General features: G+C 73.3%; 23 protein-coding genes and 1 pseudogene. 17 read left to right on the plus strand and 7 right to left on the minus strand.

All coding sequences use genetic code 11. The features are described from left to right. Positions 1-58 precede the first annotated feature (58 nt). Both IO24_RS0105720 and IO24_RS0105725 read right to left on the minus strand, forming a co-directional pair. Positions 59-1,231, minus strand: a complete 1,173-nt coding sequence (locus tag IO24_RS0105720) for a sensor histidine kinase (protein WP_031132519.1) — start codon at positions 1,229-1,231, stop codon at positions 59-61. A gap of 32 nt (positions 1,232-1,263) precedes the next feature. Continuing rightward, the gene (locus IO24_RS0105725; protein WP_031132521.1) at positions 1,264-1,923 is read right to left on the minus strand and encodes a response regulator; all 660 of its coding nucleotides are present in this window, start codon (positions 1,921-1,923) and stop codon (positions 1,264-1,266) included. Positions 1,924-2,157: 234 nt separating this feature from the next. On the opposite strand from IO24_RS0105725, the gene IO24_RS41940 reads away from it, so the two are divergent. The 9 genes from IO24_RS41940 (at position 2,158) to IO24_RS0105770 (ending at position 13,102) form a co-directional block, all read left to right on the plus strand. Continuing rightward, a complete protein-coding gene (locus tag IO24_RS41940; protein ID WP_051905859.1) occupies positions 2,158-3,114 on the plus strand; it encodes a DUF4258 domain-containing protein in 957 nt (318 codons plus the stop codon). 22 nt (positions 3,115-3,136) lie between these two features. Further along, a complete protein-coding gene (locus IO24_RS0105735) occupies positions 3,137-3,358 on the plus strand; it encodes a DUF2283 domain-containing protein (RefSeq protein WP_031132526.1) in 222 nt (73 codons plus the stop codon). A 221-nt stretch (positions 3,359-3,579) separates the two neighbouring features. Then, positions 3,580-5,160 carry a S8 family peptidase gene (locus IO24_RS0105740; RefSeq protein ID WP_031132527.1) on the plus strand — a complete coding sequence of 527 codons (1,581 nt, stop codon included), beginning with the start codon at positions 3,580-3,582 and terminating at the stop codon, positions 5,158-5,160. A gap of 208 nt (positions 5,161-5,368) precedes the next feature. Beyond that, on the plus strand, positions 5,369-6,952 hold the full coding sequence (locus IO24_RS0105745) for an SDR family oxidoreductase (RefSeq protein WP_037667481.1): 1,584 nt from the start codon (positions 5,369-5,371) through the stop codon (positions 6,950-6,952). A gap of 4 nt (positions 6,953-6,956) precedes the next feature. Beyond that, the gene (locus tag IO24_RS0105750) at positions 6,957-8,330 is read left to right on the plus strand and encodes a cryptochrome/photolyase family protein (RefSeq protein ID WP_031132530.1); all 1,374 of its coding nucleotides are present in this window, start codon (positions 6,957-6,959) and stop codon (positions 8,328-8,330) included. A gap of 85 nt (positions 8,331-8,415) precedes the next feature. Then, entirely contained in the window at positions 8,416-9,558 is a 1,143-nt protein-coding gene (locus tag IO24_RS0105755) for a polyprenyl synthetase family protein (protein ID WP_031132532.1), read from the plus strand. Continuing rightward, positions 9,555-11,117: a phytoene desaturase gene (locus tag IO24_RS0105760; RefSeq protein WP_031132534.1), complete on the plus strand. Its 1,563-nt coding sequence runs from the start codon at positions 9,555-9,557 to the stop codon at positions 11,115-11,117. Before IO24_RS0105755 ends, IO24_RS0105760 begins: the two co-directional genes overlap by 4 nt. Then, on the plus strand, positions 11,104-12,093 hold the full coding sequence (locus tag IO24_RS0105765) for a phytoene/squalene synthase family protein (RefSeq protein ID WP_031132536.1): 990 nt from the start codon (positions 11,104-11,106) through the stop codon (positions 12,091-12,093). The genes IO24_RS0105760 and IO24_RS0105765 overlap by 14 nt, the downstream gene beginning before the upstream one ends. After that, positions 12,086-13,102, plus strand: coding sequence for a Rieske (2Fe-2S) protein (locus tag IO24_RS0105770; RefSeq protein WP_031132538.1), 1,017 nt, complete (start codon positions 12,086-12,088; stop codon positions 13,100-13,102). Before IO24_RS0105765 ends, IO24_RS0105770 begins: the two co-directional genes overlap by 8 nt. Before the next feature lie 119 nt (positions 13,103-13,221). Here the strand turns inward: IO24_RS0105770 and IO24_RS0105775 are convergent, their stop codons facing one another. The 4 genes from IO24_RS0105775 to IO24_RS0105790 all read right to left on the minus strand — a co-directional run bounded on the left by IO24_RS0105775 (position 13,222) and on the right by IO24_RS0105790 (position 17,952). After that, complete coding sequence (locus IO24_RS0105775) at positions 13,222-14,829, minus strand: FAD-dependent oxidoreductase (protein ID WP_078898892.1); 1,608 nt, start codon at positions 14,827-14,829, stop codon at positions 13,222-13,224. After that, complete coding sequence (locus IO24_RS0105780) at positions 14,826-15,557, minus strand: class I SAM-dependent methyltransferase (RefSeq protein WP_031132542.1); 732 nt, start codon at positions 15,555-15,557, stop codon at positions 14,826-14,828. The genes IO24_RS0105775 and IO24_RS0105780 overlap by 4 nt, the downstream gene beginning before the upstream one ends. Beyond that, positions 15,554-16,768, minus strand: coding sequence for an FAD-dependent oxidoreductase (locus IO24_RS0105785; RefSeq protein ID WP_031132544.1), 1,215 nt, complete (start codon positions 16,766-16,768; stop codon positions 15,554-15,556). The genes IO24_RS0105780 and IO24_RS0105785 overlap by 4 nt, the downstream gene beginning before the upstream one ends. 116 nt (positions 16,769-16,884) lie before the next feature. Beyond that, positions 16,885-17,952 (minus strand): MerR family transcriptional regulator, encoded by a 1,068-nt coding sequence (locus IO24_RS0105790; RefSeq protein ID WP_031132547.1) that lies wholly within the window; start codon positions 17,950-17,952, stop codon positions 16,885-16,887. Positions 17,953-18,114: 162 nt separating this feature from the next. Here IO24_RS0105790 and IO24_RS0105795 point away from each other — a divergent pair, with 162 nt between their 5' ends. The 4 genes from IO24_RS0105795 (at position 18,115) to IO24_RS41950 (ending at position 20,593) form a co-directional block, all read left to right on the plus strand. Next, entirely contained in the window at positions 18,115-18,720 is a 606-nt protein-coding gene (locus IO24_RS0105795; RefSeq protein WP_031132549.1) for a sigma-70 family RNA polymerase sigma factor, read from the plus strand. Between the two features lie 106 nt (positions 18,721-18,826). Continuing rightward, positions 18,827-19,666, plus strand: coding sequence for a DUF4397 domain-containing protein (locus IO24_RS0105800; RefSeq protein WP_031132551.1), 840 nt, complete (start codon positions 18,827-18,829; stop codon positions 19,664-19,666). Positions 19,667-19,853: 187 nt separating this feature from the next. Beyond that, positions 19,854-20,240 carry a sortase family protein gene (locus tag IO24_RS41945; RefSeq protein WP_051905860.1) on the plus strand — a complete coding sequence of 129 codons (387 nt, stop codon included), beginning with the start codon at positions 19,854-19,856 and terminating at the stop codon, positions 20,238-20,240. Continuing rightward, positions 20,228-20,593, plus strand: coding sequence for a hypothetical protein (locus IO24_RS41950; protein ID WP_051905861.1), 366 nt, complete (start codon positions 20,228-20,230; stop codon positions 20,591-20,593). Before IO24_RS41945 ends, IO24_RS41950 begins: the two co-directional genes overlap by 13 nt. Positions 20,594-20,688: 95 nt before the next feature. On the opposite strand, the pseudogene IO24_RS40380 reads toward IO24_RS41950, so the two are convergent. Continuing rightward, positions 20,689-21,698, minus strand: a pseudogene (locus tag IO24_RS40380) (ATP-binding protein); the annotation flags it as partial. 32 nt (positions 21,699-21,730) lie between these two features. On the opposite strand from IO24_RS40380, the gene IO24_RS47320 reads away from it, so the two are divergent. The 4 genes from IO24_RS47320 (at position 21,731) to IO24_RS0105835 (ending at position 26,500) form a co-directional block, all read left to right on the plus strand. Further along, the gene (locus tag IO24_RS47320) at positions 21,731-22,087 is read left to right on the plus strand and encodes a Fic family protein (protein ID WP_338055529.1); all 357 of its coding nucleotides are present in this window, start codon (positions 21,731-21,733) and stop codon (positions 22,085-22,087) included. Between the two features lie 74 nt (positions 22,088-22,161). Then, entirely contained in the window at positions 22,162-22,290 is a 129-nt protein-coding gene (locus tag IO24_RS46205; protein WP_234335152.1) for a DUF6408 family protein, read from the plus strand. A 161-nt stretch (positions 22,291-22,451) separates the two neighbouring features. After that, a complete protein-coding gene (locus tag IO24_RS0105830) occupies positions 22,452-24,509 on the plus strand; it encodes a DUF2075 domain-containing protein (RefSeq protein ID WP_031132556.1) in 2,058 nt (685 codons plus the stop codon). A gap of 110 nt (positions 24,510-24,619) precedes the next feature. Then, positions 24,620-26,500, plus strand: a complete 1,881-nt coding sequence (locus IO24_RS0105835) for a DUF2075 domain-containing protein (protein ID WP_031132558.1) — start codon at positions 24,620-24,622, stop codon at positions 26,498-26,500. Positions 26,501-26,571: the final 71 nt, after the last annotated feature.

Raw genomic sequence — 26,571 nt, forward strand, 5'->3', positions numbered from 1 at the left:
CTGGTCCTCGCGGCCGGGTGGGTCCGTGATCCCATGCCGTTTCCGGAGGGCGGGGCGCCTAGCCGACGGACGTGTCGGCGGACTGGCGTATGGCCGTCCACCCCACCGGGAAGACCGCCCTCACCGTGAAGCCGCCGTCGGTCGCCGGGGCCGCGTGGAAGTCGCCGCCCAGCAGGTGGGCGCGTTCGCGCAGGCCCACCAGGCCGTGGCCGCCGCCGGGGAGGGGCGGCCGGGCGGCGACGCGCTCGGGGGCGGTGTTGTGCACCTCGACGTGCAGGCCGGCCGCGCAGTGGACCCGTACCGTCGCGCGGGAGCCCGGGGCGTGCTTGCGGATGTTGGTCAGCGCCTCCTGCACCGTGCGGTACGCGGCGCGTTCGACCGGTTCGGGCAACGGGGCCGGGGGGATGGAGACGTCGAGGTCCACCGGGAGGCCGCTGTCGCGGACCAGGTCGGTGAGGCCGGCCAGTCCGGCCCGTGGGGCGCCCTGCGCGCCCGGGTCCCCGGTCGTGCGCAACACCCCCACGAGGTGGTGCAGTTCGGTGAGGGTCTGGGCCGACAGTTCGTGGATCGTGCGGGCCGTCGCCCGCACGTCCGCGTCCCCCGGCCCGCCCACTTGCAGCGCACCGGCCTGGAGGCTGATCAGGCTCACCTTGTGGGCGACGACGTCGTGCATCTCCCGGGCCAGCCGGTTGCGTTCGGTGGCCAGCACCCGCTCGGTCAGGACCTGGTTCTCCCAGGCCCGCCGGGCCGTCGCCGCCCGAAGGCGCTCCTGCCGCGACCGGACCGACCGGCCGAGCACGACGACGCCCGCCGCCACCCCGCAGCAGTCCAGGGCCAGCAGCGCGGTCTCCCGGTCGAGGGCGAGGGAGGAGACGCCGGTCGCCGGGTGGGGCAGGAACCACGCCACCGCGACCGCTGCCGCGCACGTCGCGCCGGCGAGGACGGGGCCGCGCCGGACGGCGACGCAGTAGAGCGCGATCAGCGGGGCGAAGGCGATGTGCCCGAGGTACAGCCCCGGCAGGCCGGCGAGCACCGCCGCCTCGGGGGCCCGGCGCCGCAGCAGCAGCGCGCCGGCGGCGACGAGGGCCAGCCACATGCCGTGCCCGGCGGTCAGGCCGTTGACCACCAGTCCGTCGACCAGGGCGACCAGCACCGGAAGCGCCCGGGAGGCGGCCCGCCGTACGGCTGCGGTGGCCGGCGGCCCGCTGTCCCGTTCCCCGGTCGAAGGCACCCCGTGCGCCGCCCCGGACGCCGCCACCCCGCTCACCGTCGTTCCGGTTCCGCGTCGACCAGGTTCGCCCGGTCCGCGACCACCGCCGCCTGTACGCGGTTGAGCCCTCCCAGCTTCGCCAGCAGGGCGCTCACATGGTCCTTGACCGTGCCGTGCGCCAGGTGCAGCCGGGCCGCGATGGCCCGGTTGCTGAGCCCTGCTCCCACCAGGGCGAGCACCTGCCGCTCCCGGCCGGTGAGCGCCCGCACCCGCCGTACGGCCTCCTCGTCACGGCCGGAGAGCAGGTAGCCGTCGATCACCTGTCCCACCGCCTCGGGCGCCAGCACCCGGCGGCCGGCGGCCAGCGCCCGTACGGCGTCGATCAGTTGCTCCGGCGCGGTGTTCTTCATCAGGAACCCGGCGGCTCCCAGGCGCAGCGCCTCGTCCACGTGCTCACGGGCGTCGAAGGTGGTCAGCATCGCCACCGCCGGGGGCTTCGGGAGGGCGGCGACCTGCCGCAGGACGGCGGGCCCGTCCACGACCGGCATCCGGATGTCGAGCAGCAGGACCTCCGCCCGCCCGTCCCGCACGGCCTTCACGGCGCCCGTTCCGGCGCAGTCGGCGACGACGGTGATGTCCCGCGCCGAACCGAGGATCACGCGCAGTCCGGTGCGTACCAGCGGTTCGTCGTCCACCACCGCGACTCGTATCACTTCCGTCCCCCCACGCATCGCGAACACCGTTCGTTACGACGGTCCTCGCCCGACCGGCGTTGCGCCGGGGCCGTGTGCCACCTGCCACACGACCGGCCGTACCCCGCCGGTCGGCGGGGGCGGTTCCCGCCCGCGGGCGGATGCCGCCGGGCCATGCCCCGCTGCCACGATTCGTCGGGTCGCCGATCACCACGGGCCCGCCGGACGGGCCGTCAGCACCACGCAAGGACGCACATGCACCACACCCAGGACCGCCCCGCCAGACGCCGCCGCACCCACGCCCGCCTCCTGGTGGCGTGCTGCACCGCCGGAGCGGTGCTGCTGACCGCCGCGGGCGCGCACGCCGAGCCCGGCGGCGCCGGCACCCCGTCGTCCCCGGCCGTCCGGGCGGCCGAGACCGTCGAGCGCGTCACCGGGACGTCCGACCTCGTCCCCGGCACCCCCGTCGCCGGGGGAGCCACCCGCGCGGAGGTCGGCACCGGGACGTCCGCCGCCCGCATCACCGCTCCGGCCACCGCCGACGGCGCCGTGGAGTTCGCCCACGGTTCCGACGTGCTGCGCCTGACCCTGCCCGGCAGCGCCGACGCGCAGGCCACGGCCGGTGCCAACGGCACGATCGTCTACCCGGGCGCGGCCGAGGACGTCGACCTGGCCGTGCAGCCCAACCGGGACGGTGTGCGCACCCTGATCACGCTCAAGGACGCGAACGCCCCGACCGAGTTCCGGTTCCCGCTCGGCCTGCCGGCGGACGCGGCCACCGAGACCCTCGAGGACGGCTCCGTCCTGGTCACCCGCGGCGAGGAGTACCTCGGCACGTTCGACGCGCCCTGGGCGAAGGACGCGCGCGGCGAGGCCGTGCCGACCGAGTACCGCGTCGAGGGCGGCGCCCTCGTGCAGACCGTGCGGCCCGGGCCGGGTACGGCCTTCCCGGTGGTGGCGGACCCGGCGTGGTTCATCCCGATCGCGATCGTCGCCGGGCGGCTGCTGCTCTCCCAGGGCGTCAAGAGCATCTCCAAGCACGCGGCTCAGCGCATGGCCCAGCGCGGCATCAGCCAGGAGATGGTCGCGCGTACGGTGAAGACCGGCAAGAAGACCAAGGGCAAGTCGCCGGGCACGTGGAAGTACAGCACCGGCAAGGTCTGGGTCGTGATCAACAAGGCCGGCAACGTGGTGTCCGTCGGCCGCAACTGAGCCCGTTCCGGAGAGGCGAAGCATGCACATCGAGTACGACCGCGAGAACGACACCGCGTATGTCTCTCTCGTCGCGCACATCGCGGACGGCGCCGCCGTCCGGCAGATCCCCGTCGACGGGGTCGGGGCGGACGCCGAGGTGTTCCTCGACGTGGACGCGTCGGGGCGGCTGCTCGGCATCGAGGTGATCGGTGCCGGCGGTGCGCTGCCCGCGGAGGTGCTGGAGCAGTCCTCGGCGGGCTGACGGCCTCCCGCGGAGCGTCTTCGGCGACTGACGGGCCGTCACAAGGGCCCTGCCGTTCCGTGCAGGGCCCTTGTGCAATTCCTGTGGAGGCCTCAATCTTTCGCTGACGCACAGGAGTAGCCGCTGATTTGACATGGTCATGACCTTTGGCTTCATCGGCGGCGACCGACGGGCGTGCACCACACCCCACAGCGCACCACCGATTGAGGAGGACCCCTCAGATGGCAGTGATGCGTACTCCCCACAGACCCTCCCGGCGCAGACTGGCCGCGCTCGGCGCGACGGCCACCGCGGCGCTCGTCGCGAGCCTCGTCTCCGCCCTCCCCGCCGCCGCGGCCCCGGTCGCGGCGGAAGGGCACGTCCGCTACGAGGGCGCCGCGAACGCCGTCGCCGGCAGTTACATCGTCACCCTGAAGACCGAGAAGGCCGGTTCCGCCGAGGGCCGCGCGCTCGCGCACAAGTACGGCGCCGACATCGAGCGGACGTACACCAAGGCCCTGAACGGCTACGAAGTCGAGGCCTCCGAGTCCGAGGCGAAACGTCTCGCCGCCGACCCGGCGATCGCCTCCGTCGTGCAGAACCGGACGTTCTCCATCACCGGCACACAACCCGGCCCGCCCTCCTGGGGCCTGGACCGCATCGACCAGAAGAGCCTGCCGCTGAACAGCTCGTACACCTACCCGGACGCGGCCGGCGAAGGCGTCACGGCGTACGTCATCGACACCGGCGTCCGCATCACGCACGGCGACTTCGGCGGCCGCGCCTCCTACGGCTACGACGCCGTCGACAACGACAACACCGCCCAGGACGGCCACGGCCACGGCACGCACGTCGCCGGCACCGTCGCCGGAAGCGCCTACGGCGTCGCCAAGAAGGCCGAGGTCGTCGGCGTCCGCGTGCTGAACAACTCCGGCCAGGGCACCACCGCCCAGGTCGTCGCCGGCATCGACTGGGTCGCCCGCAACGCGGTCAAGCCCGCCGTCGCCAACATGTCCCTCGGCGGCCCCGGCGACACGGCCATCGACACGGCCGTCCGCAACGCCATCACCTCCGGCGTCACCTTCGTGGTCGCAGCCGGCAACGAGTCCACCAACGCCTCCACCCGGTCCCCGGCCCGCGTCACCGAGGCCGTCACGGTCGGCGCGACGACGTCGAGCGACGCGAAGGCGAGCTACTCCAACTACGGCACCGCCCTGGACCTGTTCGCACCGGGCTCGTCCATCACCTCGGCCTGGAGCACCAGCGACTCGGCCACCAACACCATCTCCGGTACGTCGATGGCGAGCCCGCACGTCGCCGGCGCCGCCGCCCTGCACCTGGCCGCCAACCCCACGGCCACGCCCGCGCAGGTCTCCGCCGCGCTGACGTCCGCCGCCACCACCGGCGTCGTCACCGGCCCCGGCACCGGATCACCCAACCGGCTCCTGTACGTCGGCGGCGGTACGACCACCCCGCCCGGCCCGCGCTTCGAGAACACCGCCGACCAGGCCATCGCCGACAACGCCACCGCCGAGTCCCCGGTGACGGTCTCCGGCGTCTCCGGCAACGCCCCGTCGGCCCTCGCCGTCGAGGTGCACATCGCCCACACCTACATCGGTGACCTGCAAGTTCAGCTGGTCGCCCCCGACGGCACGGCCTACACGCTGAAGTCGTACGGCACCGGCGGCAGCGCGGACAACATCGACACCACGTACACCGTGAACGCCTCCTCGGAGGCCGCGAACGGCACATGGAAGCTGCGCGTGAGCGACAACGCCCGCTACGACACCGGGCGCATCGACGCCTGGGCGCTCCAGTTCTGACCCGTACCGCGTAACCGGGGGCCGGGCTGCCGACAGCCCGGCCCCCGGCCGCTGCGTCGGCCGCCGGGGCGGTGACCGAGCGCCCCGGTCCACCGGAGCGCGGACGGGGCCGTGCATCCGTCGAGGGGCCCCGGCGGGAAGTGTTCGCGCCGGGGCCCGAGCCGTGACCCGGCGGCACGCGACGACGCCGGAGGACGGAGGCACGACCATGGCCACGGACGGGCCGCAGCTGCACTGCCTGGTCACCGGGGCGTCCGGATACATCGGCGGGCGCCTGGCGCCCGAGCTGATGCGGGAAGGCCACCGCGTCCGGTGCCTCGCCCGCTCCCCCGGCAAACTCCGCGACCACCCCTGGGCGGCGCACGCGGAGACGGTCCGGGGGGACGTCACGGACCCCGAGTCGCTCGCCTCCGCGATGCGCGGTGTCGATGTCGCCTACTACCTGGTGCACGCCCTCGGCTCCGGCTCCCGGTTCGAGGACACCGACCGCGCCGCCGCCCGGACCTTCGCCGAACAGGCCCGGGCCGCCGGCGTACGGCGGATCGTCTACCTCGGCGGGCTCACGCCGCGCGACGTCCCCGAGCGGTCGCTCTCCCCGCATCTGCGGTCCCGGGCCGAGGTGGGAGAGATCTTCCTCGACTCGCCCGTCCCCGCGACCGTGCTGCGGGCCGCCATCGTCATCGGCTCGGGATCGGCCTCGTTCGAGATGCTGCGCTACCTCACCGAACGCCTCCCCGTCATGATCACCCCCAGCTGGGTGCACACCCGCACCCAGCCCATCGGCGTACGGGACGTGCTGCGCTACCTCGTCGGGTCGGCCACCATGCCGGACGACGTCGACCGGGCCTTCGACATCGGCGGGCCGGACGTCCTCACCTACCGGGACATGATGCTCCGCTACGCCGCCGTCGCCGGACTCCCGCGGCGGCTCATCGTGCCGGTCCCGGTCCTCACCCCGCGGCTGTCCAGCCACTGGGTCGGACTCGTCACGCCCGTGCCCGCCTCCCTCGCCCGGCCGCTGACCGAGTCGCTGCGGTACGAGGTCGTCTGCCGCGAACACGACATCGCCCGGTACGTGCCGGACACCCCCGGCCGTCCGCTGCCGTTCGACGAGGCGCTGACCCTGGCGCTGCGCAGGGTGCGTCAGGCGCAGGTCTCCACGCGCTGGTCCTCCGCCTCGGTGCCCGGGGCGCCCAGCGATCCGCTGCCCACCGACCCGGACTGGGCGGGCGGCAGCCTCTACCAGGACGAACGGCACCGGCCGGTCGAAGCGTCCCGGGCGGCTCTGTGGAAGGTCATCGAGGGCATCGGCGGCGACAACGGCTGGTACTCCTCCCCCCTGGCCTGGGCGGTCCGGGGATGGCTGGACCGGTTCGCGGGCGGGGTCGGGCTGCGCCGCGGACGGCGGGACACCGAGCGCCTGAGGGTCGGCGACTCACTGGACTTCTGGCGGGTCGAGGAGATCGAACCCGGTCATCTGCTGCGGCTGCGCGCCGAGATGCGGCTGCCCGGACTGGCCTGGCTGGAGATGTACGCCGAGACCGACGACGAGGGCCGCACCCGCTACCGGCAGCGCGCCCTGTTCCATCCCCGCGGCCTGCTGGGCCACGCCTACTGGTGGAGCGTCGCCCCGTTCCACTCCGTCGTGTTCGGCGGCATGGCGCGCAACATCGCCCGGGCCGCGTCCGACGGCACGAGCGGACGCCGGAGCGCCGCGCGCATCCGGCGGGCCCGCGAGCGGCGAAGCAGGCGGGAGCAACGCACGAAACCCGCACCACCGCACCTGGAGTGACGCCATGACCGTCGCGGTCGTCCTGTTCACCTCGGACCTGCGCCTGCACGACCATCCGCCCCTGCGCGCCGCGCTGGACACCGCGGCCGAGGTGGTGCCCCTGTTCGTCCGCGACCCCGCCGTCCACGCCGCCGGATTCGACGTGCCCAACCGCGCCGCCTTCCTCGCCGACTGCCTGGCCGACCTCGACGCCTCGCTGCGCCGGCGCGGCGGACGGCTGGTCGTGCGCACCGGGCCGGTCGCCCGGGAGGTCCGCGCGGTCGCCGACGCGTGCGGTGCCAGGGAGGTGCACATGGCCGCGGGGGTCACCGGCTACGCCCACCGCCGGGAGGAGCGGCTGCGCAAGGAACTCGACGCCTGCGGTGTCGCGCTGCGGGTGCACGACAGTGTGGTCACCGCCGTCGCGCCGGGGGCTGTGACACCGTCCGGCTCGGACCACTTCGCCGTGTTCACCCCGTACCTGCGCCGCTGGTCCGAGGAGCCGCTGCGCGACCCCCTGCCCGCGCCGCGTGCGGTACGCGTCCCCGAAGCGGTGCGCGGCGAGCAGCCGCCGTCCCGCGCGAGGGTGGCGGACCTGTCACCGGAGCTCCCGGCCGGCGGGGAGTCGGCGGGCCGCGACCGGTTCGCGCGGTGGGCGGACACCGGCCTGCCCCGGTACGAGGAACGGCACGACGACCTGGCCCGTGACGCGACCTCGCGCCTGTCGCCGTACCTCCACTTCGGGGCTCTCTCACCCGTGGAGGTCGTCCGGCGAGCCCGTGAGAGGGGCGGCGCCGGGGCGGACGCGTTCGTCCGTCAGCTGTGCTGGCGCGACTTCCACCACCAGGTTCTCGCGGCCCGGCCCGAGGCGTCCGTCCAGGACTACCGCACCCGGGGCGACCGGTGGCGCGGCGAGGAAGAGGCCGCCGAGGACATCGCCGCGTGGCGGGAGGGCCGCACCGGCTACCCCGTGGTCGACGCGGGCATGCGCCAGTTGCGCCACGAGGGCTGGATGCACAACCGGGCCCGGCTGCTGGTGGCGAGTTTCCTCACCAAGACGCTGTACGTGGACTGGCGGATCGGCGCCCGGCACTTCCTCCGGTTCCTGGTGGACGGCGACCTCGTCAACAACCAGCTGAACTGGCAGTGGGTCGCCGGCACCGGCACCGACACCCGTCCCCACCGTGTCCTCAACCCCGTGCTCCAGGGAAAACGCCACGACCCGGACGGCACGTACGTGCGCCGTTGGGTGCCCGAACTGGCGGACGTCGGCGGCGCCGCGGTGCACGAGCCGTGGCGGCTGCCGCAGGACGACCGGGCCCGGCTCCGCTATCCCGCGCCGCTCCTCGACCTCGGCGAGGGCCTGGCCCGTTTCCGGCAGGCCCGGGGCCGCGACTGAGCGCCCCGCACCGCGGCGCATCCGAATCACCGCTCCGCGCGGAAGCACTGAAGTGCGGATGACCGGAAGCGAGAAGGGGTTGCGCATGCTTGGACCGCGGCCGACGGTGGCCGGACCGGCGGACACGAACCCTGTCCCGCTCACCGCTCCCGGGGCCACGCGCGCCATGGAAGCGGTCCTCGATCGGGTGCTCGAGGCGCGGCTGCGGCAAGCCCGCGACACCGACACGGTGTTCGCCCGCGAGATGGCCGATCGCGTCGCCGGGTTCGTCCGGCGGGGCGGCAAGCGGCTGCGTACCGCGTTCGTGTGGTGCGGCTGGCGGGCCGCCGGCGGCTCGGGCGACGCGGGCGCGGTGCTGCGCACGGGGGCCGCCCTGGAACTTCTCCAGGCCTGCGCCCTCGTCCACGACGACGTGATGGACGGATCACCGCTGCGCCGGGGCGCGCCAGCGATGCACGTGGACTTCGCCCGGGGACACACCGCCGGCCGGACGGGCGGGGCCGCCGGGTCGTTCGGGACGTCGGCCGCCGTCCTCGCGGGCGACCTGGCGCTGGCGTGGGCGGACGATCTGGTGACGGAGACGGCACTCTCCTCTCCGCACGGCGCGCGGCTGTACGACGAGTGGCGGGCCATGCGCACCGAGATGGTCGCCGGGCAGTACCGCGACCTGCGCGCGCAGGTGAGCGGCTCGTCCGGCGCCGAGGAGGCGCTGACCATCGCCGTCCTGAAGAGCGCCCGGTACACGGTCGCGCGGCCCCTGACGCTGGGTGCGTCGCTGGCCGGCGCGGACGCCCGCACCCTGGGCGCGCTGCGGGCCGCGGGCCGGTGCGCGGGGCTGGCCTTCCAGCTGCGCGACGACCTCCTCGGGGCCTTCGGCGACCCGGCGTCGACCGGCAAACCGGCCGACGAGGACCTGCGCTCCCGCAAGCTCACCCTTCTCCTCGCCGCCGCCGTCCGGCTCGCGGAAGCCACCGGCGACCAGGACGCCGCCGCCGTGCTCGCCCCGGACGCGGGCGCCCGTCCGGGGCACACCGTGGAGCGGATGCGGACGGCGCTGGAACGCACGGGCGCCCGGGCCGAGGTGGAGACGAGGATCGCGGACCTGGCGGCCGCCGGTCTGCGGCATTTCGGGGCGACCGGCGCCGCCCCCGGCGTACGGCGGGAGTTCGCCGCACTGGTGAGGCGGGCCTCGGGCGTCGCCCCGCACCACGCGGAGGAACTCGTATGAGGACGGTGACCGGACCGACGGACCATGTCGTGGTGGTGGGCGCCGGCCTGTCCGGGCTGGCGTGCGCCCTGCATCTGCTGGGCGCCGGCCGCCGGGTCACGCTCGTCGAACAGGACGCCGGACCGGGCGGCCGGGCCGGACGGGTACGGCTCGGCGACTACCTGCTGGACACCGGGCCGACCGTGCTGACGATGCCGCATCTGGCCGACGAGGCGTTCGCCGCCGTCGGCGAGAGCCTCGGCCGGCACGTCGAGCTGATGCCCCTGCACCCCGCCTACCGGGCCGGTTTCGCGGACGGGACCTCGCTCGACGTGCACACCGACGGCGACGCCATGGAGGCGGAGGTGCGGCGCTTCGCCGGACCGGCGGAGGCGGCGGGCTACCGCAGGCTGCGGGAGTGGCTGGAACGGCTGTACCGGGCGCAGATGCGACGGTTCATCGACACCAACTTCGACTCGCCCCTCCAGCTCGCGCACCCGGATCTGGCCCGGCTGGCGGCGCTCGGCGGCTTCGGGCGCCTCGACGGCCGGATCGGCCGCTTCCTCTCCGACGCCCGTCTGCGCCGCGTCTTCTCCTTCCAGGCCCTGTACGCCGGAGTGGCGCCGGCCCGGGCGCTCGCGGCCTACGCGGTGATCGCCTACATGGACACGGTGGCCGGCGTCTGGTTCCCCAAGGGCGGCATGCACGCCCTGCCCCGGGCGATGGCGGACGTGGCGGCCGGTGCCGGTGCCGAGCTGCGGTGGTCGGCCGAGGTGAGCGCGCTGGAGCGCTCCGCGGACCGGGTGCGGGCCGTCCGGCTGGCCTCGGGTGAGCGCATCCCGTGCGACGCGGTGGTGCTGACCTGTGAACTGCCCGCCGCGCACCGGCTCCTGGGCCGGGCGCCCCGCCGCCCGGTACGGCTGCGGCACTCGCCGTCCGCGGTCGTCCTGCACGCCGGGACCGACCGCACCTGGCCCCAGCTCGCCCACCACACGCTGTCGTTCGGCGCCGCGTGGGAGCGCACCTTCGACGAACTGACCCGCTCGGGAGCGCTGATGAGCGACCCCTCGCTGCTGATCACCCGTCCGACCACGCACGACGCCTCGCTGGCGCCGCCCGGCCGCCACCTCCACTACGTCCTGGCGCCCTGCCCCAACACCGCCGTCGGCCCCTCCGCCGCCGCCTGGCGGGACCTGGGCCCGCGCTACCGCGACCGCCTGGTCGCCGAGCTGGAACGCCGCGGCCTCGACGGGTTCGCCGGCAGCGTCGAGGCGGAACTGCTGGTGACCCCGCTCGACTGGACGGCCCGGGGCCACGCGGCGGGCAGTCCCTTCTCCGTCTCCCACACCTTCGCCCAGACCGGGCCCTTCCGGCCGCGCAACCTGGTACGCGGACTGGACAACGTGGTGCTCGCCGGCTGCGGGACCACCCCCGGTGTCGGCGTACCGACCGTGCTCATCAGCGGGAAACTCGCCGCCGCCCGCGTCACCGGGGGCCGTACCCGGGCGCCCCGGGCGGGCCGGCTCCCGGACTGCCGCCCGTCCCCCCCGACCGCAGCAGGTGCCCATGACCCGACGTGAACTGGACGCCGCCGGGATCACCGAGCCCGGCCTGCGCGCCGCCTACGGCCGGTGCCGGCAGCTCAACGCCCGGCACGGCCGGACCTACTTCCTGGCCACGCGCCTGCTGCCGCTGGAACGCCGTTCCGCGGTGCACGCGCTGTACGGCTTCGCCCGCTGGGCCGACGACATCGTCGACGACCTGGACCGGCGCCTGACACCCGACGAGCGGGACCTGCTGCTGAAGCGGCTGGAGGGCGATCTCGCCCACGGGTTGCGCACCAGCGGCGAGGCCGGGGCCGAACCGGTGGTCCGGGCCGTGGCCGACACCGCCGGCCGCTTCGGCATCGACGTGACCCTGTTCGCCGACTTCCTCGCCTCGATGCGCGCCGACCTGACCGTCACGGACTACCCCACCTACGCCGACCTGCGGGCCTACATGCACGGCTCGGCCGCGGTGATCGGCCTGCAGATGCTGCCCGTGCTCGGCACGGTCGTCCCGCGCGAGGAGGCGGCACCGCACGCGGCGGCCCTCGGGGTGGCGTTCCAGCTGACCAACTTCCTGCGGGACGTGGGCGAGGACCTGGACCGTGGCCGCGTCTACCTGCCCGCGGATCTGCTCGCCGCCCACGGCGTGGACCGGCCGCTGCTGGAGTGGAGCCGGCGAAGCGGCCGCCGCGATCCGCGCATCCGGGCGGCACTCGTCGCGGCCGAGGTCCTGACCAGGGGCGTGTACCGGACGGCAGAGCCGGGCATCGCGATGCTCGACCCGCGGGTACGCCCGTGCATCCGCACCGCGTTCACGCTGTACGGCGGGATCCTCGACGCGATCGCGCGGCACGACTACACCGTGCTGCACCGCCGAGCGGTGGTGCCCCGCCGCCGGCGGGCGGCCACCGCCGCGGCCGGTGTCCTGAAGGTGGCCCGCGCGCGGTGGCACGCGGCGCCCGCGGCGGAGCACGCCGTACTGGAACGGAAAGGACCCGGTCGTGGCTGACCGCGCGGACAAAGCACGCTGGACATCACCGCTGCGGCGGCGCCGCGGCCCCGGCTGGGCGGACCAGCACCCGACCTGGCGCGCGGCACGGCCGCCGCTGATCGCCGACGCCCTGAAACGGGCGTCCGCCCGGCCCTCCGGCAACTGGTTCGTGGTCGGTGCCTCCCGGGACGTGCGCCCCGGCAGCCCCTACGGCAGGACCGTCGGCGGTGTCGAGGTGGTGCTGTGGCGCTCGGAGTCGGGCGGCCTCCGGGCGGGCCCCGGCATCTGCCCGCACCTCGGTGCACCGCTGCGGGACAGCCGGGTGGTGTGCGGCACGCTGGTGTGCCACTGGCACGGGCTGGCCCTGGACGGCTCCGCCTTCGCCGGCTGGCAGCCGTACCCCGTCCACGACGACGGGGTGCTGGTGTGGGTACGGCTCGACGCGGCCGGCGGTGAGGAACCCGCGGAGCGGCCCGTGATTCCGGCGCGTCCGGCACCGGGCACCGGGGTGGACGCCGTGTTCACGGCGGTGGGGCGGTGCGAGCCGCAGGACGTGGTCGCCAACCGGCTCGACCCGTGGCACGGATCCTGGTTCCACCCGTACTCCTTCGTCGATCTGACGGTCGCCCGGGAACCGCGGGGCGACGAGGGGGATGACGCCGACGACGCCTTCGTGGTCGATGTCTCCTTCCGGGTGGCGGGCCGTCTGGTGGTGCCCGTCCGGGCCGAGTTCACCGCGCCGGAGCCGCGAACCGTCGTCATGCGCATCACCGACGGCGAGGGCGCCACCTCCGTGGTGGAAACCCATGCCACGCCGCTGACCGCGGCCGCCGCCCAGCGGCCGCGGACGGCCGTGATCGAGGCGGTCGTCGCCGCGTCGGACCGGCGCGGTTTCGCGCTGGCCCGGGCGGCGGCCCCCGTGCTGCGCCCCCTGATGCGGGCCACGGCCGGGCGTCTGTGGCGCGACGACCTGGCCTACGCCGAGAGGCGCTGGGCGCTGCGCAGCACCGGACGGTTCCCCGGGTGAGGCGACCCCGCCGGACGGGCCTTGGGGGTCGTCCCCGGCCTGTCCGGTGCCCTTGGGGGTCGTCCCCGGCCTGTCCGGTGCCCTTGGGGGTCGTCCCGGGCCCGTCCTGTGGCCGGGCGTCACCGGCGCGGCGGACGTTCCGCGAGCGCGCCCAGTGCCCGCAGCACCCGGGAGCGTCCCGCCCGGGGCACGCTCCACAGCACCTGGCCGCGGATTCCCCACCCGGCGAGCAGTGCGTTGGCCGCCAGGAAGCCGGTGGTGGTGGCGCGTTCCATCAGGGCCACCGGCAGGTCGCAGCGGAGTCCGTCGCCGGCCAGCATCAGCCACGGGTGAGGGGTCCGTACGGTGGGGCGCCGGTGGTGGGTGCCGACCGGGAAGAGCGGGCAGTCCGAGCGCCACTCGTGCCGGGCGTCGACGACGCGCGCCAGGCGGGTCTCCGGGTACACCCGCCGCAACTGCCCGAGCAGCGCGTCCTGCACGGTCTCCGGGTCCGTGCCGGCGGGGACGGCGTAGGCATGCAGTTCCACGACCGAACCGCCGTTCTTCGCGGCCCAGCGGGCGGCCTCGCCCTCGTAGCGTTCCAGGACGCTGATGTTGTCCAGGCCGTCGTAGCCGCTGGTGCCGAGGAAGCCGGGCCGGCCGGCGCGGACCGGCCGGTCGAGCCAGAGCCGCGAGACGAGGAACGGCGGGGCGGTGCGCAGGGCGGCGACGTCCTCGCGCCAGGGGGCGGTGCCCAGGCGGGGCGAGGCGGCGACGACCTGGCGCAGTCCTGCGGTGTCGAGGGCGAGCACCACCGCGTCGTGCCGGCCGGTGCCGGTGCCGGTGCGCACCTCGGCTCCCCCGGTGCCGGAGGGCTCCACGCCCTGCACGGGAGTGCCGGTGCGGACGGTCGCGCCCAGGCGCCGGAGGTAGTCGGCGAGCGGCTCCCACAGGGCCTGCGGGAAGGGTTCGTCGGGCACGTCGAAGAGCAGTCCCTCCGAGGAGCCGAGGAAGTAGATGTGGAACATCACCATCAGTTCGGCGGCGGAGAGTTCGCGCGGGTCGGCGAAGAAACTGCGTGAGAACACCTCGAACGCCAGGTGGTGCGCGGCCTCGGGGAAGCGGACGCGTTCGAGGAAGGCGGTCGCGCTGACCTGGTCGAAGCGTGCGTACACGTCGGGTACGCGCACGTCCAGGAGGGGCAGTGCCGCCCGGGCGTCCAGGGCGGCGAGGTCGCGCCGGCCGAAGGTGGGGCTGAGGGCGACGAAGCCGAGGGCGCTGAGGGGTGGGGTGCGCGGGACGCGGGCGAAGCTGTCGGTCAGTCCGCCGCTGTGCCGCAGGGGGTAGTCGGGCAGCGGGGTGAGGCGGGCGAGGGCGGGGTCGGTGCGCCGCAGCAGGCCGCGCAGGTTGTAGTACTGGCGGAAGAAGGCGTGGAAGCCGCGGCTCATGGTCACCTCGGAGCCGTCGGCCAGCCGGGTGCGGTGACCGGCGAGGCGGCCGCCGAGGGACTCCTCCCGTTCGTAGAGGGTCACCCGGGCGCCGCGTTCGGCCAGTCCGGTGGCGGCGGCGAGACCGGCGATGCCGCCGCCCACCACGGCGACGGACGGGGCGTCCCCGCGCGCGAACCGGTCCCGGCCGGGCACGGGCATCAGGACCTCGGCCTTGCGGTCCCGCCCGCGGCGGGCGGCCGGGCGGGTGCTCAGCGGGCGGCCTTCTCCGCCTCCGCGGGCGGCGATGCGGGTGCTCATCGGGTGGTCTCCACGGCGTCGGCGGATCCGGCGAGGGCGACGAACGTGTGCGTGATGCCGGTCTGCCATCCGGCGAGGGGAAGGGCCCGCGCACCCGTGAATCCGGCCCGCGTCAGCCGCCCGGTGAAGACGGGAGCGGTGTCGAAGTCGAGGACGCTGTGCCACAGGTGCTGGTACAGGGCCCGGTCACCGGTGAGCGTGCCCGCCGGGATGATCACTCCCCGGCACACGGCCGTCCACAGCGCCCGGTGCGCCGGGGAGCCACCGAGGCTGTACTCGTGGACGGCGAGCCGCCCGCCCGGGCGCAGCAGCGTCCGCACCGTGCGGAGGACGTCGTCCGGATCGGAGACGTTGCGGAACAGGTAGGCGGCGAAGACCGCGTCGAAGGGCCCTTCCGCGGCCGCGTCGAGTTCCTCGGCGCTCAGGTGGAGGAAGCGCACTCCGTCGGGCCACGGCTTGGCGAGCGCCCGGCGCAGCATGCCCGCCGAGGCGTCCACGGCGGTGATCCGCGCGCGGGGTGCGGCCCGCAGCAGGGCCCGGGTGGAGGCGCCGGTGCCGCAGCCGAGATCGAGCAGGTGCAGGCCGGCCCCGTCCCCGGGGAGCCCGAGCCGGCGGGCCGAGCGCAGCAGGTCCGCGCGGTAGCCCGGGTTGAGGCCGGTGAGGCGGTCGTAGGTGCGGGACGCGTGGTCGAAGGCGCGTGCCAGGTCGTGGTCGCGCAGCAGGGTCATCGGGGGTTCTCTCCGGTTCCTGGGGCGGGGTGGGTGCGGCGGGGCAGGAAGGGCACTTCGAGCGCGGTGCGGAGCATCGGGCCCACCGGGGTGCGCAGTCCGATGCCCCACTCCTCCCGGACCGAGGTGGCGCCGTCGAGGAAACGCAGCAGGCGCTGTGCCGGGGTCCGGCGGAACAGGCCGGTGAAGAACGCGGGGCCGTCGATCCGCCCGGTGTCCAGGGCCCGCAGCAGCACCGCGTCCATGGCGAGCGCCCGCCTCCCGTGCGGTGCGGGCACGGCGGCGCGGCCGTCCCGCAGGGCGGCCGCGATGGCCCCGCTGTGCCGCTGTACCGCCGCGAAGGTGTAGCCGGTGGCGGGGCGGGTCGCACCGCCCGCCGTCCCGATGCGGAAGACGGCCGCCCCGGCCCGCCGGGGGAAGCGGGCGTCGGTCATGGGAATGACGCCCTGCTCGGCCCTCTCCACGCTGAACCCACCCAGGCGCAGCACCCCGCGGGCGTAGTGGCCGAGCGCCGCCTCGTAGGCCGCGGTGGTCAGCGGGGCACGGGAGAACTCCGTGTACTCGACGAGGGCCCGGTCCGGGCCCAGCGGCAGGACGTAGCCGAAGGCGAGCCCGTGCCGCGGCTGGGGCACCCGGAAGTCCATGAGGTCGGCGACCGCCGGGTCGAACCGGTCGGCGCGGGTGCGCACGAACCAGCCGCGGAAGTGCTGCAGCAGGTGCGTCCGGGCCGGCGGCAGGGCGGGCAGCGGCCGCGAGTCGAACACGTACCGGGAGCGCAGCGTCAGCGTCCTGCCGCCGGGTGCCGTGCAGCGGACCTCCGCGCCTCCGGGCACGTCGCGCACCGTGTCCGCCGTCGCGCGCAGCAGCCGCCCGCCGGGGGAACGCGCCAGCCGTGCGTGCACGAGCCGTTCGAACGCCGCGGAACGGACCATGCGGTAGCGCGAGGGGGCCGGATCGACGGTGAGCGGGCTGCCGTCGGGGCCGTGCACCCGCAGCAGGGGCCAGCTTGCGGTGACCGCTTCGTCGAAGTCGCCGTCGCCCTGGTCCCAGTAGCACCAGGTCCGCTCCGCCGGACGTGCGGGGCCGTCCGGCGGCTCCACGACGGTCACGGTCGCGGCGCCGGTCTCGGCCAGCCGGTAGGCGAGACTGAGGCCGGCGGCACCGCCCCCGACGATCACCACGTCCGGCGTGCCGACAGGTTCCGGGGTCACCGGGCCCACCACGCGCCGCTCATCCGCTCTCCGCTCCCGGCCACCCGCTCGGCTGTGTCCTGTGTTCCGTTCACCGTTTCGGGGTGACGGCCGTGTTCGGATGCAGCCTGCCGGAGCTACCGCGACACGACCGACTCCAGGACCGCGACGGCCTCGGCCAGTCCCGTCGGACGCGGCAGGCCGGTGACGGTCCGGCCGGTCCAGCCGGGTCCGATCGTCAGGACGACCGGCTTGCGGCGGGCGCCCCGCACTCCCCACTCCATCGCGGCCACGTGCTGGGCGAGCGGCCGGCTGGCGGTCGTCCGGGACTGTGCCCACAGACCCACCGCCGCCGGTCCCGTTCTGCGGACGGCCGTGACCAGTGACTCCACGGGCAGGGCGCCGCCGAACATGCGCACCGGCAGCCCGCGTTCGGCGAGCGCGGCGGCCAGCACCTCCAGGGGCAGCGTGTGGTTCTCCCCCGGCACGCACGCGAGCACGGTGGTCGTGCCCGGGCCGTCGGCCGCCGCGGGCGGGGCGCCGCGCCGCAGCGCGCCGGAGACGTGCCAGGACAGGAAGTGCTCGACCTCGACGTACTTCTCGCCCGAGCCCTCCCACTTGCGGCCGACCGCCTGGAGAGTCGGCATGATCACCTCGGTCCAGGCGGCGACCAGCCCGTGCTCGTCGATCGCGGTCTCGAGCAGTTCGTCCAAGGCGGCGGCGTCGAGGCGAAGGGCGGCACGGGCGATGCCCTTGCACTCCTGACGCACATCACCGAGGCGCAGCCCGCTGCCCGCCCGGCTGCGGGCACGGGCGGACGGTCGCGGCGACGGGCCGGCGGCCCGCCGGCCCGCGGCCGCCTCTGCGGTCGCCTCCTCGCGGGCTCGGGCAGGCCCAGGCGTCCGCCCGGCCGGGGCGGCCTGCGGCGTCGCTTCGCCGAGCACCGTGCGCGCCGCCTCGGCGGGCGGTATCCCGGTCGCCGTCAGGGCGCACATCCGCTCCAGCCTGGCCACGTCCGCGGGGGCCCACCGCCGGTGCCGGCCACCGGTGTGCGCGTCGGGCCCGAGGCCGTAGCGCCGGTCCCAGGTGCGGACCGTGGTGGGAGCGACCCCCAGCCGCCTGGCCACCTCCCCGGTGGTCAGCCCGCCACCGGCAGATGCGCTCGCGCGCCGGGGGCCCTGACTGTCCCGTTCGTGTACTCCCATACCCCCGACTGTACGACGCACAAACGACGCATGTTGAGGTGCGTCGTTTGTGCGCCGAACACTGGTTTCGAGCGCATGGTCGCGGCTCGGCACAGCGCGACCGGTGCGGTTCGGCAGACGGCCTTCCGTCCCCGCACGACGCACTGCAGGAGGAACCAGGCCATGATCACGAACACGCCACTCACCGCCCCCGCCGCACCCGCGGAGGAGACGCGGTACGAGGAGGAACTGGCCCGTGGCCTCGCCGCCGACGACGAGGAGGCGTTCGCCGCGATCTACCGGCGCTGGGGCACGCTCGTCCACACCATGGCCACCCGAGTGCTCGGCGACACCTACGAGGCGGAGGACGTGACCCAGCAGGTCTTCCTCGGCGCCTGGCACGGCCGGGCCGGGTTCCGCCCCGAACGCGGTCCGCTCGGCGCCTGGCTGGTCGGCATCACGCGCCGCAAGATCGTCGACGCCCTGGCCGCCCGGACGAGGCGCCTGACGCTCATCGACTCGGCCGGCCGCGACGCGGACACCACCGGGCCCGACGAGGCGGCCCCGGACCGCGTCCTGGACCGGGTGCTGCTAGTCGACGCCCTGGCACGGCTGCCGCGCCACCAACGGGAGGTGCTGTGCATGGCCTTCTACGAGGACCTGACCCAGGCGCAGATCGCGGAACAGACCGGCATGCCCCTGGGGACCGTCAAGAGCCACGCCCGCCGCGGCCTGCACCGGCTGCGCATGGTGATCGAGCAGCCCCCGGCCCCCGACACGGACCTGTAGCGGTGCCGCCGTACGCGCATCCACGGCGGCCCCCACACCTGAAACAGCACCGAGACTCCGCACCGTACGGAGCCCCCTTCAAAGGGATTTCGAAGGGATGATTCCCATGACCTCCCACACCCGCCTCGCCCTCGCCGCCTCGGCCGGTGCCTTCGCTCTGGCCCTCGGCGTGTCCGCGCCCGCCCTGGCCGGTCAGCAGGACACGGCCGAGGTGTCCGTCTTCCACGGCATCCCCGGCATGACCGTGGACGTGTACGCCAACGGCGACGAACTGATCGGCGACTTCAAGCCCGGCACGGTGACGGACCCCCTGTCCCTCACCGCCGGGACCTACGACATCCAGATCTTCGAAGCGGGCCAGGGCCCCGGCGGAACTGCCGCCCTGGAGAAGAAGATCGAGGTGCCCGAGGGTGCGAACGCCACGGTCGCCGCCCACCTCTCCGCCGACGGCTCACCGGAGTTGACGGCCTTCACCAACGACGTCTCCCGGGTCGATGCCGGCACGTCCCGTCTGACGGTCCGCCATGTCGCTGCCGCGCCCGCCGTCGACGTCCGGGCCGGCGGACAGCCGGTCTTCACCGGCCTGACCAACCCGAAGGAGGCCACCGCCGAGGTCGACGCGGGCACGGTCAACACCGATGTGGTGCTCGCCGGTACGGACACCGTGGCCATCGGCCCGGCCGACCTGAAGCTCGGCGAGGGCACCGGCACCGTCGTCTACGCCTGGGGCAGCGCCGAGGACAAGAACCTGGCCCTGGCGACCCAGACGTTCAGCGGCACGGCGTCGTCACCCCGTGGCGTCTCCGCGGGCGGCAGCGGTGCAGCCGTCGCGCCGAACTCCTCCGACCTGGGGCCGGCCTGGGCCGCCGGGGCCGGAGCGGTCGCGGTGACGGGCGTGCCGGCGGCCCGCCGGGTCGCCCGCCGCGTCGCCCGCCGGCGTGGCTGACGGCACGCGACGGCTGCCCGGACCGATCGTGGCGGCTGCCGCTCCGGCAGCCGTCCTCGGTTCTCCGGGCCGGTCGTACCAACCGGCCGCACTTCGGGCCGACTTCGCGGCCGCGCCGTCGCAACGCGGGGACACAGCGGGCCCGACATCAGCACCCGGCGCAGCGGACCATCCACCGCCCCAGCGCGTGCTCGTTCCCGTTCCCCACACCGCCCGCGACGCCCGGATCTGCCTGGTGCGTGTGACGGACCAGGCGGGCAGGGCCGTCCCCGACGCCCCTTCCGCGGTCGGCCGGTACGGCTGCGGCCCCGTGCCGGGCGGTAGCCGGGGATCGTCCGCGCCCGTCGCGCACGTCGACCCGGGCCCCGGAGGCCTCGGTGAGTTCCCGGCGCTGCACGACGCGCGGCGCGAAGGCCGCGTCGCGGTGCGCCGAGCGGGGGGCGAGCCGGTGAACCACCACGTCGCCTCCCAGGTCACCGTACCGAAGGACGACCTTCCACCCCCGCCTTTGCGCCGGAACCTCGCCGTCACGGCGGAGCCCGTCGAACCCCGGAGGGCGCAGTGGCCCACGTAGAGCGCGCGCACCTCGTGGAACTGGCGCTGCGCAACGCCACCCCGACCGACGCCGACACCGAGGCCCTGCGTCACATCCAGCACTGCGACCGCTGCCACGACGAACTCCGTGCACTGGCCCGCCTGGTGACGGCGGCCCGCACCGCGCAGCTCGTGGACCTGCCGACGACACCCCCGGAACGCGTCTGGCAGCGGATCAGCCGTGACCTCTCCCGCCGGCCGGACCCACCCCGACACCCCCCACACGCCCCGGACCGCAGAAAACGAGCACTCCTCGCCCTGCTCGCTCTGGCCGCGGCCACCGCCATGGCCGCCACCCGCTGGTCCCGGCACGAGCGCTCACGCAGGACGTGAGCGCGGCTCGATGTACAGGGGCAGGCAGGAAGGCGAGCCGCCCCCCGGAGGAGACGGAGCCCACCGACTCCCGCGCCTCACCCGCGATCCGCCACTCACAACGGCCAGGCGGTGAGCAGATCACCGGGGCCGCATGCGGCATCGAGACCCGGACAATCGACGCCGCTGCGCGAAACCGCCACGACCGGAACGGGTTCGCCGGTGAGGGCGGCCCGGTGGCGATGGAGAGCTGCCAGGTCGTGCCGGTCGAAGGGGGACTGCTCCAGCCACTTGATGGAGCCCACGAAGAGCAGCTCCTTGGCGATGGGGGCGCGGTCCGCCCCGACGATATCGATCTCGACGTCGTTGGTACGCGTCCAGTAGCCGCCCACCGCGGGGGCCACGGGCAGCCTGTCATCGGGCAGTAGCCGCGCCAGGGCCTCGCGGACAAGGGGCTCGACGTCTCGGCCGCGCCAGCTGGTCCAGTTCTCCCGGATACGCGCCGAGGTCAGACCGCCCCGCCCCCCGCTCGATCTCCTCCATGGACGGGCCGAGCAGGTGCAGCCAGAACCGCAGGTAGGGATCTGTCACCCGGTAGCGGCGATCGTTCGACGGACGCAGCGACACGGGCAGCTCCGCGGAGACGATCCGCTTGTCCGTGAGCAGCTCCAGCGCCCGCTGCAGGGGCGTGGCCCCGATCCCGCCGGCGGCACGGGCGATGTTGGTGAAGGTCCGCTCGCCACTGTCGATGGCCGCCAACACCGTACGCGCCAGCCCGCCGGTGACCAGCGCGGCGTCGAAGGCTTCCGCCGGATCCAGCCCGAGCATCTGCCCCACCTCGGCGGGGTTGAGCGGTCCCAGAACCATCTCCCGGCCGCGCTGGTGGAAGGGCCGCCCGTAGCTGTTCAACGCCTCCATCATCGACAGATCGGAGCCGATGAGGACCAGCAGCACGGGCTTGGCTTCCAGCACCCGGTCCCAGGCCCGTTGGCATCCCCTCGAAGACGCCATCGGTATCCATCAGATACGGCACCTCGTCGATGACCAGCACGCTGGCGCGGTCGGCGGGCAGCGCCGCGGCCAGCACATCGAACGCGGCATCCCAGCTCTCCGGCCGCGCGGCGGAAGCACCCCGCCCACTGGCGTGACGGGCCCGTGATGTCAGAGTTCATCGACTGGCTCAACGAAGGCGACCTCGACGCCCCCGTCCACGTCCGCGCCGCTGGGACCCACCTCAACCTCGTCAAGATCCACCCGTGGAAGGACGGCAACGGACGCATGTCCCGCGTCCTGTCCACCCTGGTGTTCTCCCGCGAGCCCCTGATGCCGCCTGAGTCCTCCTCCATCGAGGAGTGGCTCGGCCGGGCACAGAACACGTACGCCTACTATGCCTGTGTGTTAACTCCCTGCCCACGCTGCCCAGTTGTGGACTACCGTTGCCATGCACCGCGTGCCCTCCCCGGAGGGTGTACGCGACGTGACCCGGGGAGTACGCAATGCCCTTCGGTTCGGTGACGCAGCTCCATGGTGTGCTCCCGGCGGGAGCCATCCGGCGCCGTCACCGATCAAACCGAAGGGGACGCATTCCTGTGGTTGCCGTCGAGTACATGCCCAAGCGCCGCACCTGGGTCCGTGATGTCCTGGTTGGCATCGCGGCGGGCCTCGGCTCGAACCTGACGTGGGCTCTGGCACAGGTCGTGGTGCACCGCCTCGGCTGAGCCGGGCGGTGGGCGGGCCTCCAGGGGCCCGCCCACCTTCATTTGCGGCCGGGTAATCTGCAGAACGTCATTGCGGCCCGACGGGCTTCCGCTCCGCTTCGGCGAAGTCACGAAGGACATGCCCCCACCCGCACGAGTCATTTCGTGCCTGGGGACCCTTCGTGCTCCTGCAACTGTCCGCAGCCGAGCTCGGCCGACTCATCGTGGCCCGAGCCGGATCTTCGCACCTTCCGCTCACCGAGCAACTGATTCACGAGCATTCCCGGCTCAAGGGAGGAGCGGCCGGCCAGGGAGACATCGCTTCCTGGAACAACAGCGTCCCCGTAGTGGTCAAGGCTCTGCTGGACTGCGGCCTCGACGAAGTCGAGGTGCAGGTCGAGGTCGACCTGCCGCACACCAACTCCGCCGTCGACCTGGTGCTGTGCGGCCGACACCCCGGCACGGGGACGGATTCCTACCTTGCGGTTGAGCTGAAGCAGGTACGGCACGCCACGGTGGACCCTCTGTGCCCCATCGCCGTCGATCTCGGGTTCGGCGACGGAAAGAACAAGCTGCATCCGGTGCGGCAGGTCCAGCGCTACTGCGAGTACATGGTGCGCTACCTACCCCATCTTCGTGAGAACGAGGACCAGTTGATGGGTGTGGCATTACTCCACAACGCACGTGACGCGGACGTGGAGGCGCTGTTCGGTCTGCCCGAGACCGACCACGGCTTCCTCTACACGCTCGATGATCTGGCGCGCTTCCGACGAGTACTTACTTCGAGATTCGCTGCCGCGTCCGGGAAACGAGCGGCATCCGCACTGGAGCAGGCCCGTCAGGACCCGTTACTCAAGGTCACCGATGTGGCCCGTCAGCGCTCTGTCGTCGGTGGCGGTCTTACGCTCCTCGACGAACAGTACGTCGCGGTCGACCGGATCACCCGGCACCTGGAGAAGACCACCCACTTCACCGGCTTCGACGTCGGGTTGTTCTACGACGCCGAAGCCGCCCACAGCCCGGCTCCCGATGCGGGCGTCAAGCGCGTCTACATCCTGCGGGGCGGCCCTGGCAGCGGCAAGAGCGCAGTGGCCCTCGAGTTGCAGCGTGCCCTCGGGCTCAAGGGCCGCGAAGCCGTGCTGGCAAGCGGCTCTCACGCCTACACGGAGACTCTGCGCGAGATCATGCTTAGCACGGCCCGCCGAGGGCGGACAGCGGACAAGCGCCGCGCAGCCAACAGGCTGTACCGCTATTTCAACAGCTTCAGCGAGAGCCCACCGGACAGCATCGATGTCCTCATCTGCGACGAGGCGCACCGCATGCGACGCAGCTCGACATACCGTTGGATGCCGAGGAATCTGCGAGACGACGACCGGCCGCAGGCAACCGAGCTGATAAGAGCCGCGAAAGTACCGATCTTCCTGCTCGACGATCATCAGTCGATCCGCCCGGACGAGGTGGGCACTGCCACGTATCTCAAAGAGCTCGCCGAGGACATGGGCTGCGATGTCGAAGTGACCGATCTGGAGGGCACGTTCCGAGCCGGCGGCAGCAAGCGGTTCCAGCGCTGGGTCCAACAACTGCTGGGCCTTGACGCCTCCGATCCGGTGGCCTGGCGACCGGACGGGAGGATGACGCTGACGGTCGCCGACTCCCCCGAGCAGATGGAGCGGTTCATCCGGGAGCGCCATTGGGAAGGGGCCACGGCCCGTATCACCGCGGGCTTCTGCTGGCCGTGGAGCAACCCGGACGGAGAACAGCTTGTCGACGACGTACACATCGGGGACTGGCGCCGGCCTTGGAACGTGAAGCCGGAGCACAGCGTCCCGAACGCACCACGGTCGGACCTGTGGTCGACCGATCGCCGTGGTGTCGACCAGATCGGCTGCGTCTATACAGCACAGACCTTCGAGTACGACTGGAACGGCGTCATCATCGGACCCGATCTGCTCTTCCGTGAGGGGAAGTTCAAGGTGGACCGGAGTGCTTCCTGCGATCCCGCCTTCCGGAGCCCAATCGACGACGCGATCGTCACCCGGTGCGTCCTCAACGCCTACCACGTGCTCCTCACCCGCGGCGTGGTCGGCACCGTGGTCTACGCGGTCGACCCGGCGACACACAACGAACTGCGCCGGCTCATCACAGGCGCCATCGGCATGCAGCACTACGACGGCGCCCAGCCGAAGCTCACCGCTGAAGGATCACAGCTGCCACCTGCCTACCGCAGACGGCACGGGTAACCTTGATCCCGACGTAGCTGCGGCCCGCCGGGCTTCCGCTCCGCCTGGCGGAGTCACGAAGGACATGCCCCCACCCGCACGAGATTCTTCGTGCTGCCTGGGGGCCTGTCTTGCTGTTCCGCGACTCTGCCGCAGCGGTCGCCGCCGAGTGCCACTCCGGTGCCCTCTTCTTCCGCTTGACGGAGCAGTTCGTGCACGTGCACGGCCACAAGCCCGGTCCGTCCGAAGTCCGCTCGTGGGAGCGGAGCATCCCCGTGCTCGCGAGCGCGCTCAACGATGCCGGTCTCGGGCAGGTGGAGGTGCTCCTGGAATACGGACTGCCGCTGAACAGCAAGCGGGCCGATGCCGTGCTGGCCGGTGTGCACCCCAAGACCGGGCTGCCGTCTTACGTCATCGTGGAGCTGAAGCAGTGGAGCAGCGCGGAGCCGGACGACGACGATCCGTCGCTGTGCCGCATCGACTCCTACGCTCGGGCGGTACTGAATCCAGTCGACCAGGTACGCGGCTACTGCGAGTACCTCGTCTCCTTCAACGAAGCCCTGGCCAAGCACCCGGAACGCGTCAACGGCGCCGCATACCTGCACAACGCCACCGAGTTTGGCGTCGGTGGGCTTTTCGAGGCGGAGCAAGACCAGTACGGCCAGCTCTTCATCGGTGCGCGACGCAGCGAGTTCATCGCCTATCTGCGTGCGAAGCTGGCGCCGAAGTCAGGTGCTCCGGCCGCGGACGAGCTCGTCAACGGGAAGATCGGGCCATCCAAGCAACTCATGGCGGTGGCTGCCCAAGAGGTTCGTGAACGCGAGCAGTTCGTCCTGCTGGACGAGCAGCAGATCGCGTACCGCACTGTCCTGAATGCCGTCCGCCGCGCCAAGCAATCCGACCACAAGGAGGTCGTGATCGTCACCGGCGGGCCCGGCACCGGCAAGAGTGTCATCGCCTTGTCGCTCCTCGGTGAGCTGTACCGGCAGGGCACCACCGCGCTGCACGCGACGGGCTCCAACTCGTTCACGACGACCATGAGGAAGGTCGCTGGGGCCCGGAAGCGTGAGGTGCAGGACCTTTTCAAATACTTCAACAGCTTCATGACCGCCGAGCGCAACAGCCTCGATGTCCTGATCTGCGACGAGGCCCATCGCATCCGGGAGACATCGGCCAACCGCTACACACCGGCGTCGAACCGCACCGGCAAAGCCCAGATCGAGGAACTTATCGACGCGGCACGCGTACCGGTCTTCCTACTCGACGAGCATCAGGTCGTTCGGCCCGGCGAAATGGGCACGGTCGCGGAGATCAAGGCAGCCGCCGCGCAGAAGGGGCTCCAATGTCGGGTGGTGCCGCTGGACAGCCAGTTCCGTTGCGGTGGCAGCGACGCATATCTGCGCTGGGTGGTACGGCTGTTGGGCCTTGAGCCAGGCGGCCCGGTGGAATGGGAACCCGACGACAAGATGCACCTCACGGTCGCAGACAGCCCTCAGGAGTTGGAGGCGTTCCTCGACAACCGCCGCTCGCAGGGGTACAGCGCGCGTATGTCCGCAGGCTACTGCTGGAAGTGGACGAAGAAGGTGCCACCCGGGCAGGCACTGCCCGCGGACGTCGTCATCGGGGAGTGGGAACGGCCCTGGAACGTCTTCGGTGATCGGTCCGTCGGGGGCGCGCCTCCGGCCGCGCTGTGGGCAACCGATCCGGCCGGTTTCGGGCAAGTGGGCTGCGTGTACACCGCGCAGGGCTTCGAATACGACTGGAGTGGCGTCATTATAGGTCCCGACCTGGTGTGGCGCGGCGACCGCTGGGTCACCGATCGTTCAGCGTCCAAGGATCCGGTCTTCAAGAAGTCCACCCCGGACGCCGATGTGGACCGGCTGATCCGCAACACGTACAAGGTGCTGCTGACGCGGGGAATGATCGGCACGGTGGTGTACTCAACCGATGCCGAGACACGCGAAAAGCTGCGGGAGCTGACCAGTGCGACCGCTAGCCTCGCTGCCGTGTGATCCACTCACCCTCGTCTGCACGGAACGCCGAGACCGGCAATGCACAACGGACACCTGCGTTCAGTACTGAG

This window comes from Streptomyces flavovariabilis (genome assembly GCF_000725785.1).
Taxonomy (GTDB): Bacteria; Actinomycetota; Actinomycetes; order Streptomycetales; family Streptomycetaceae; genus Streptomyces; species Streptomyces hawaiiensis.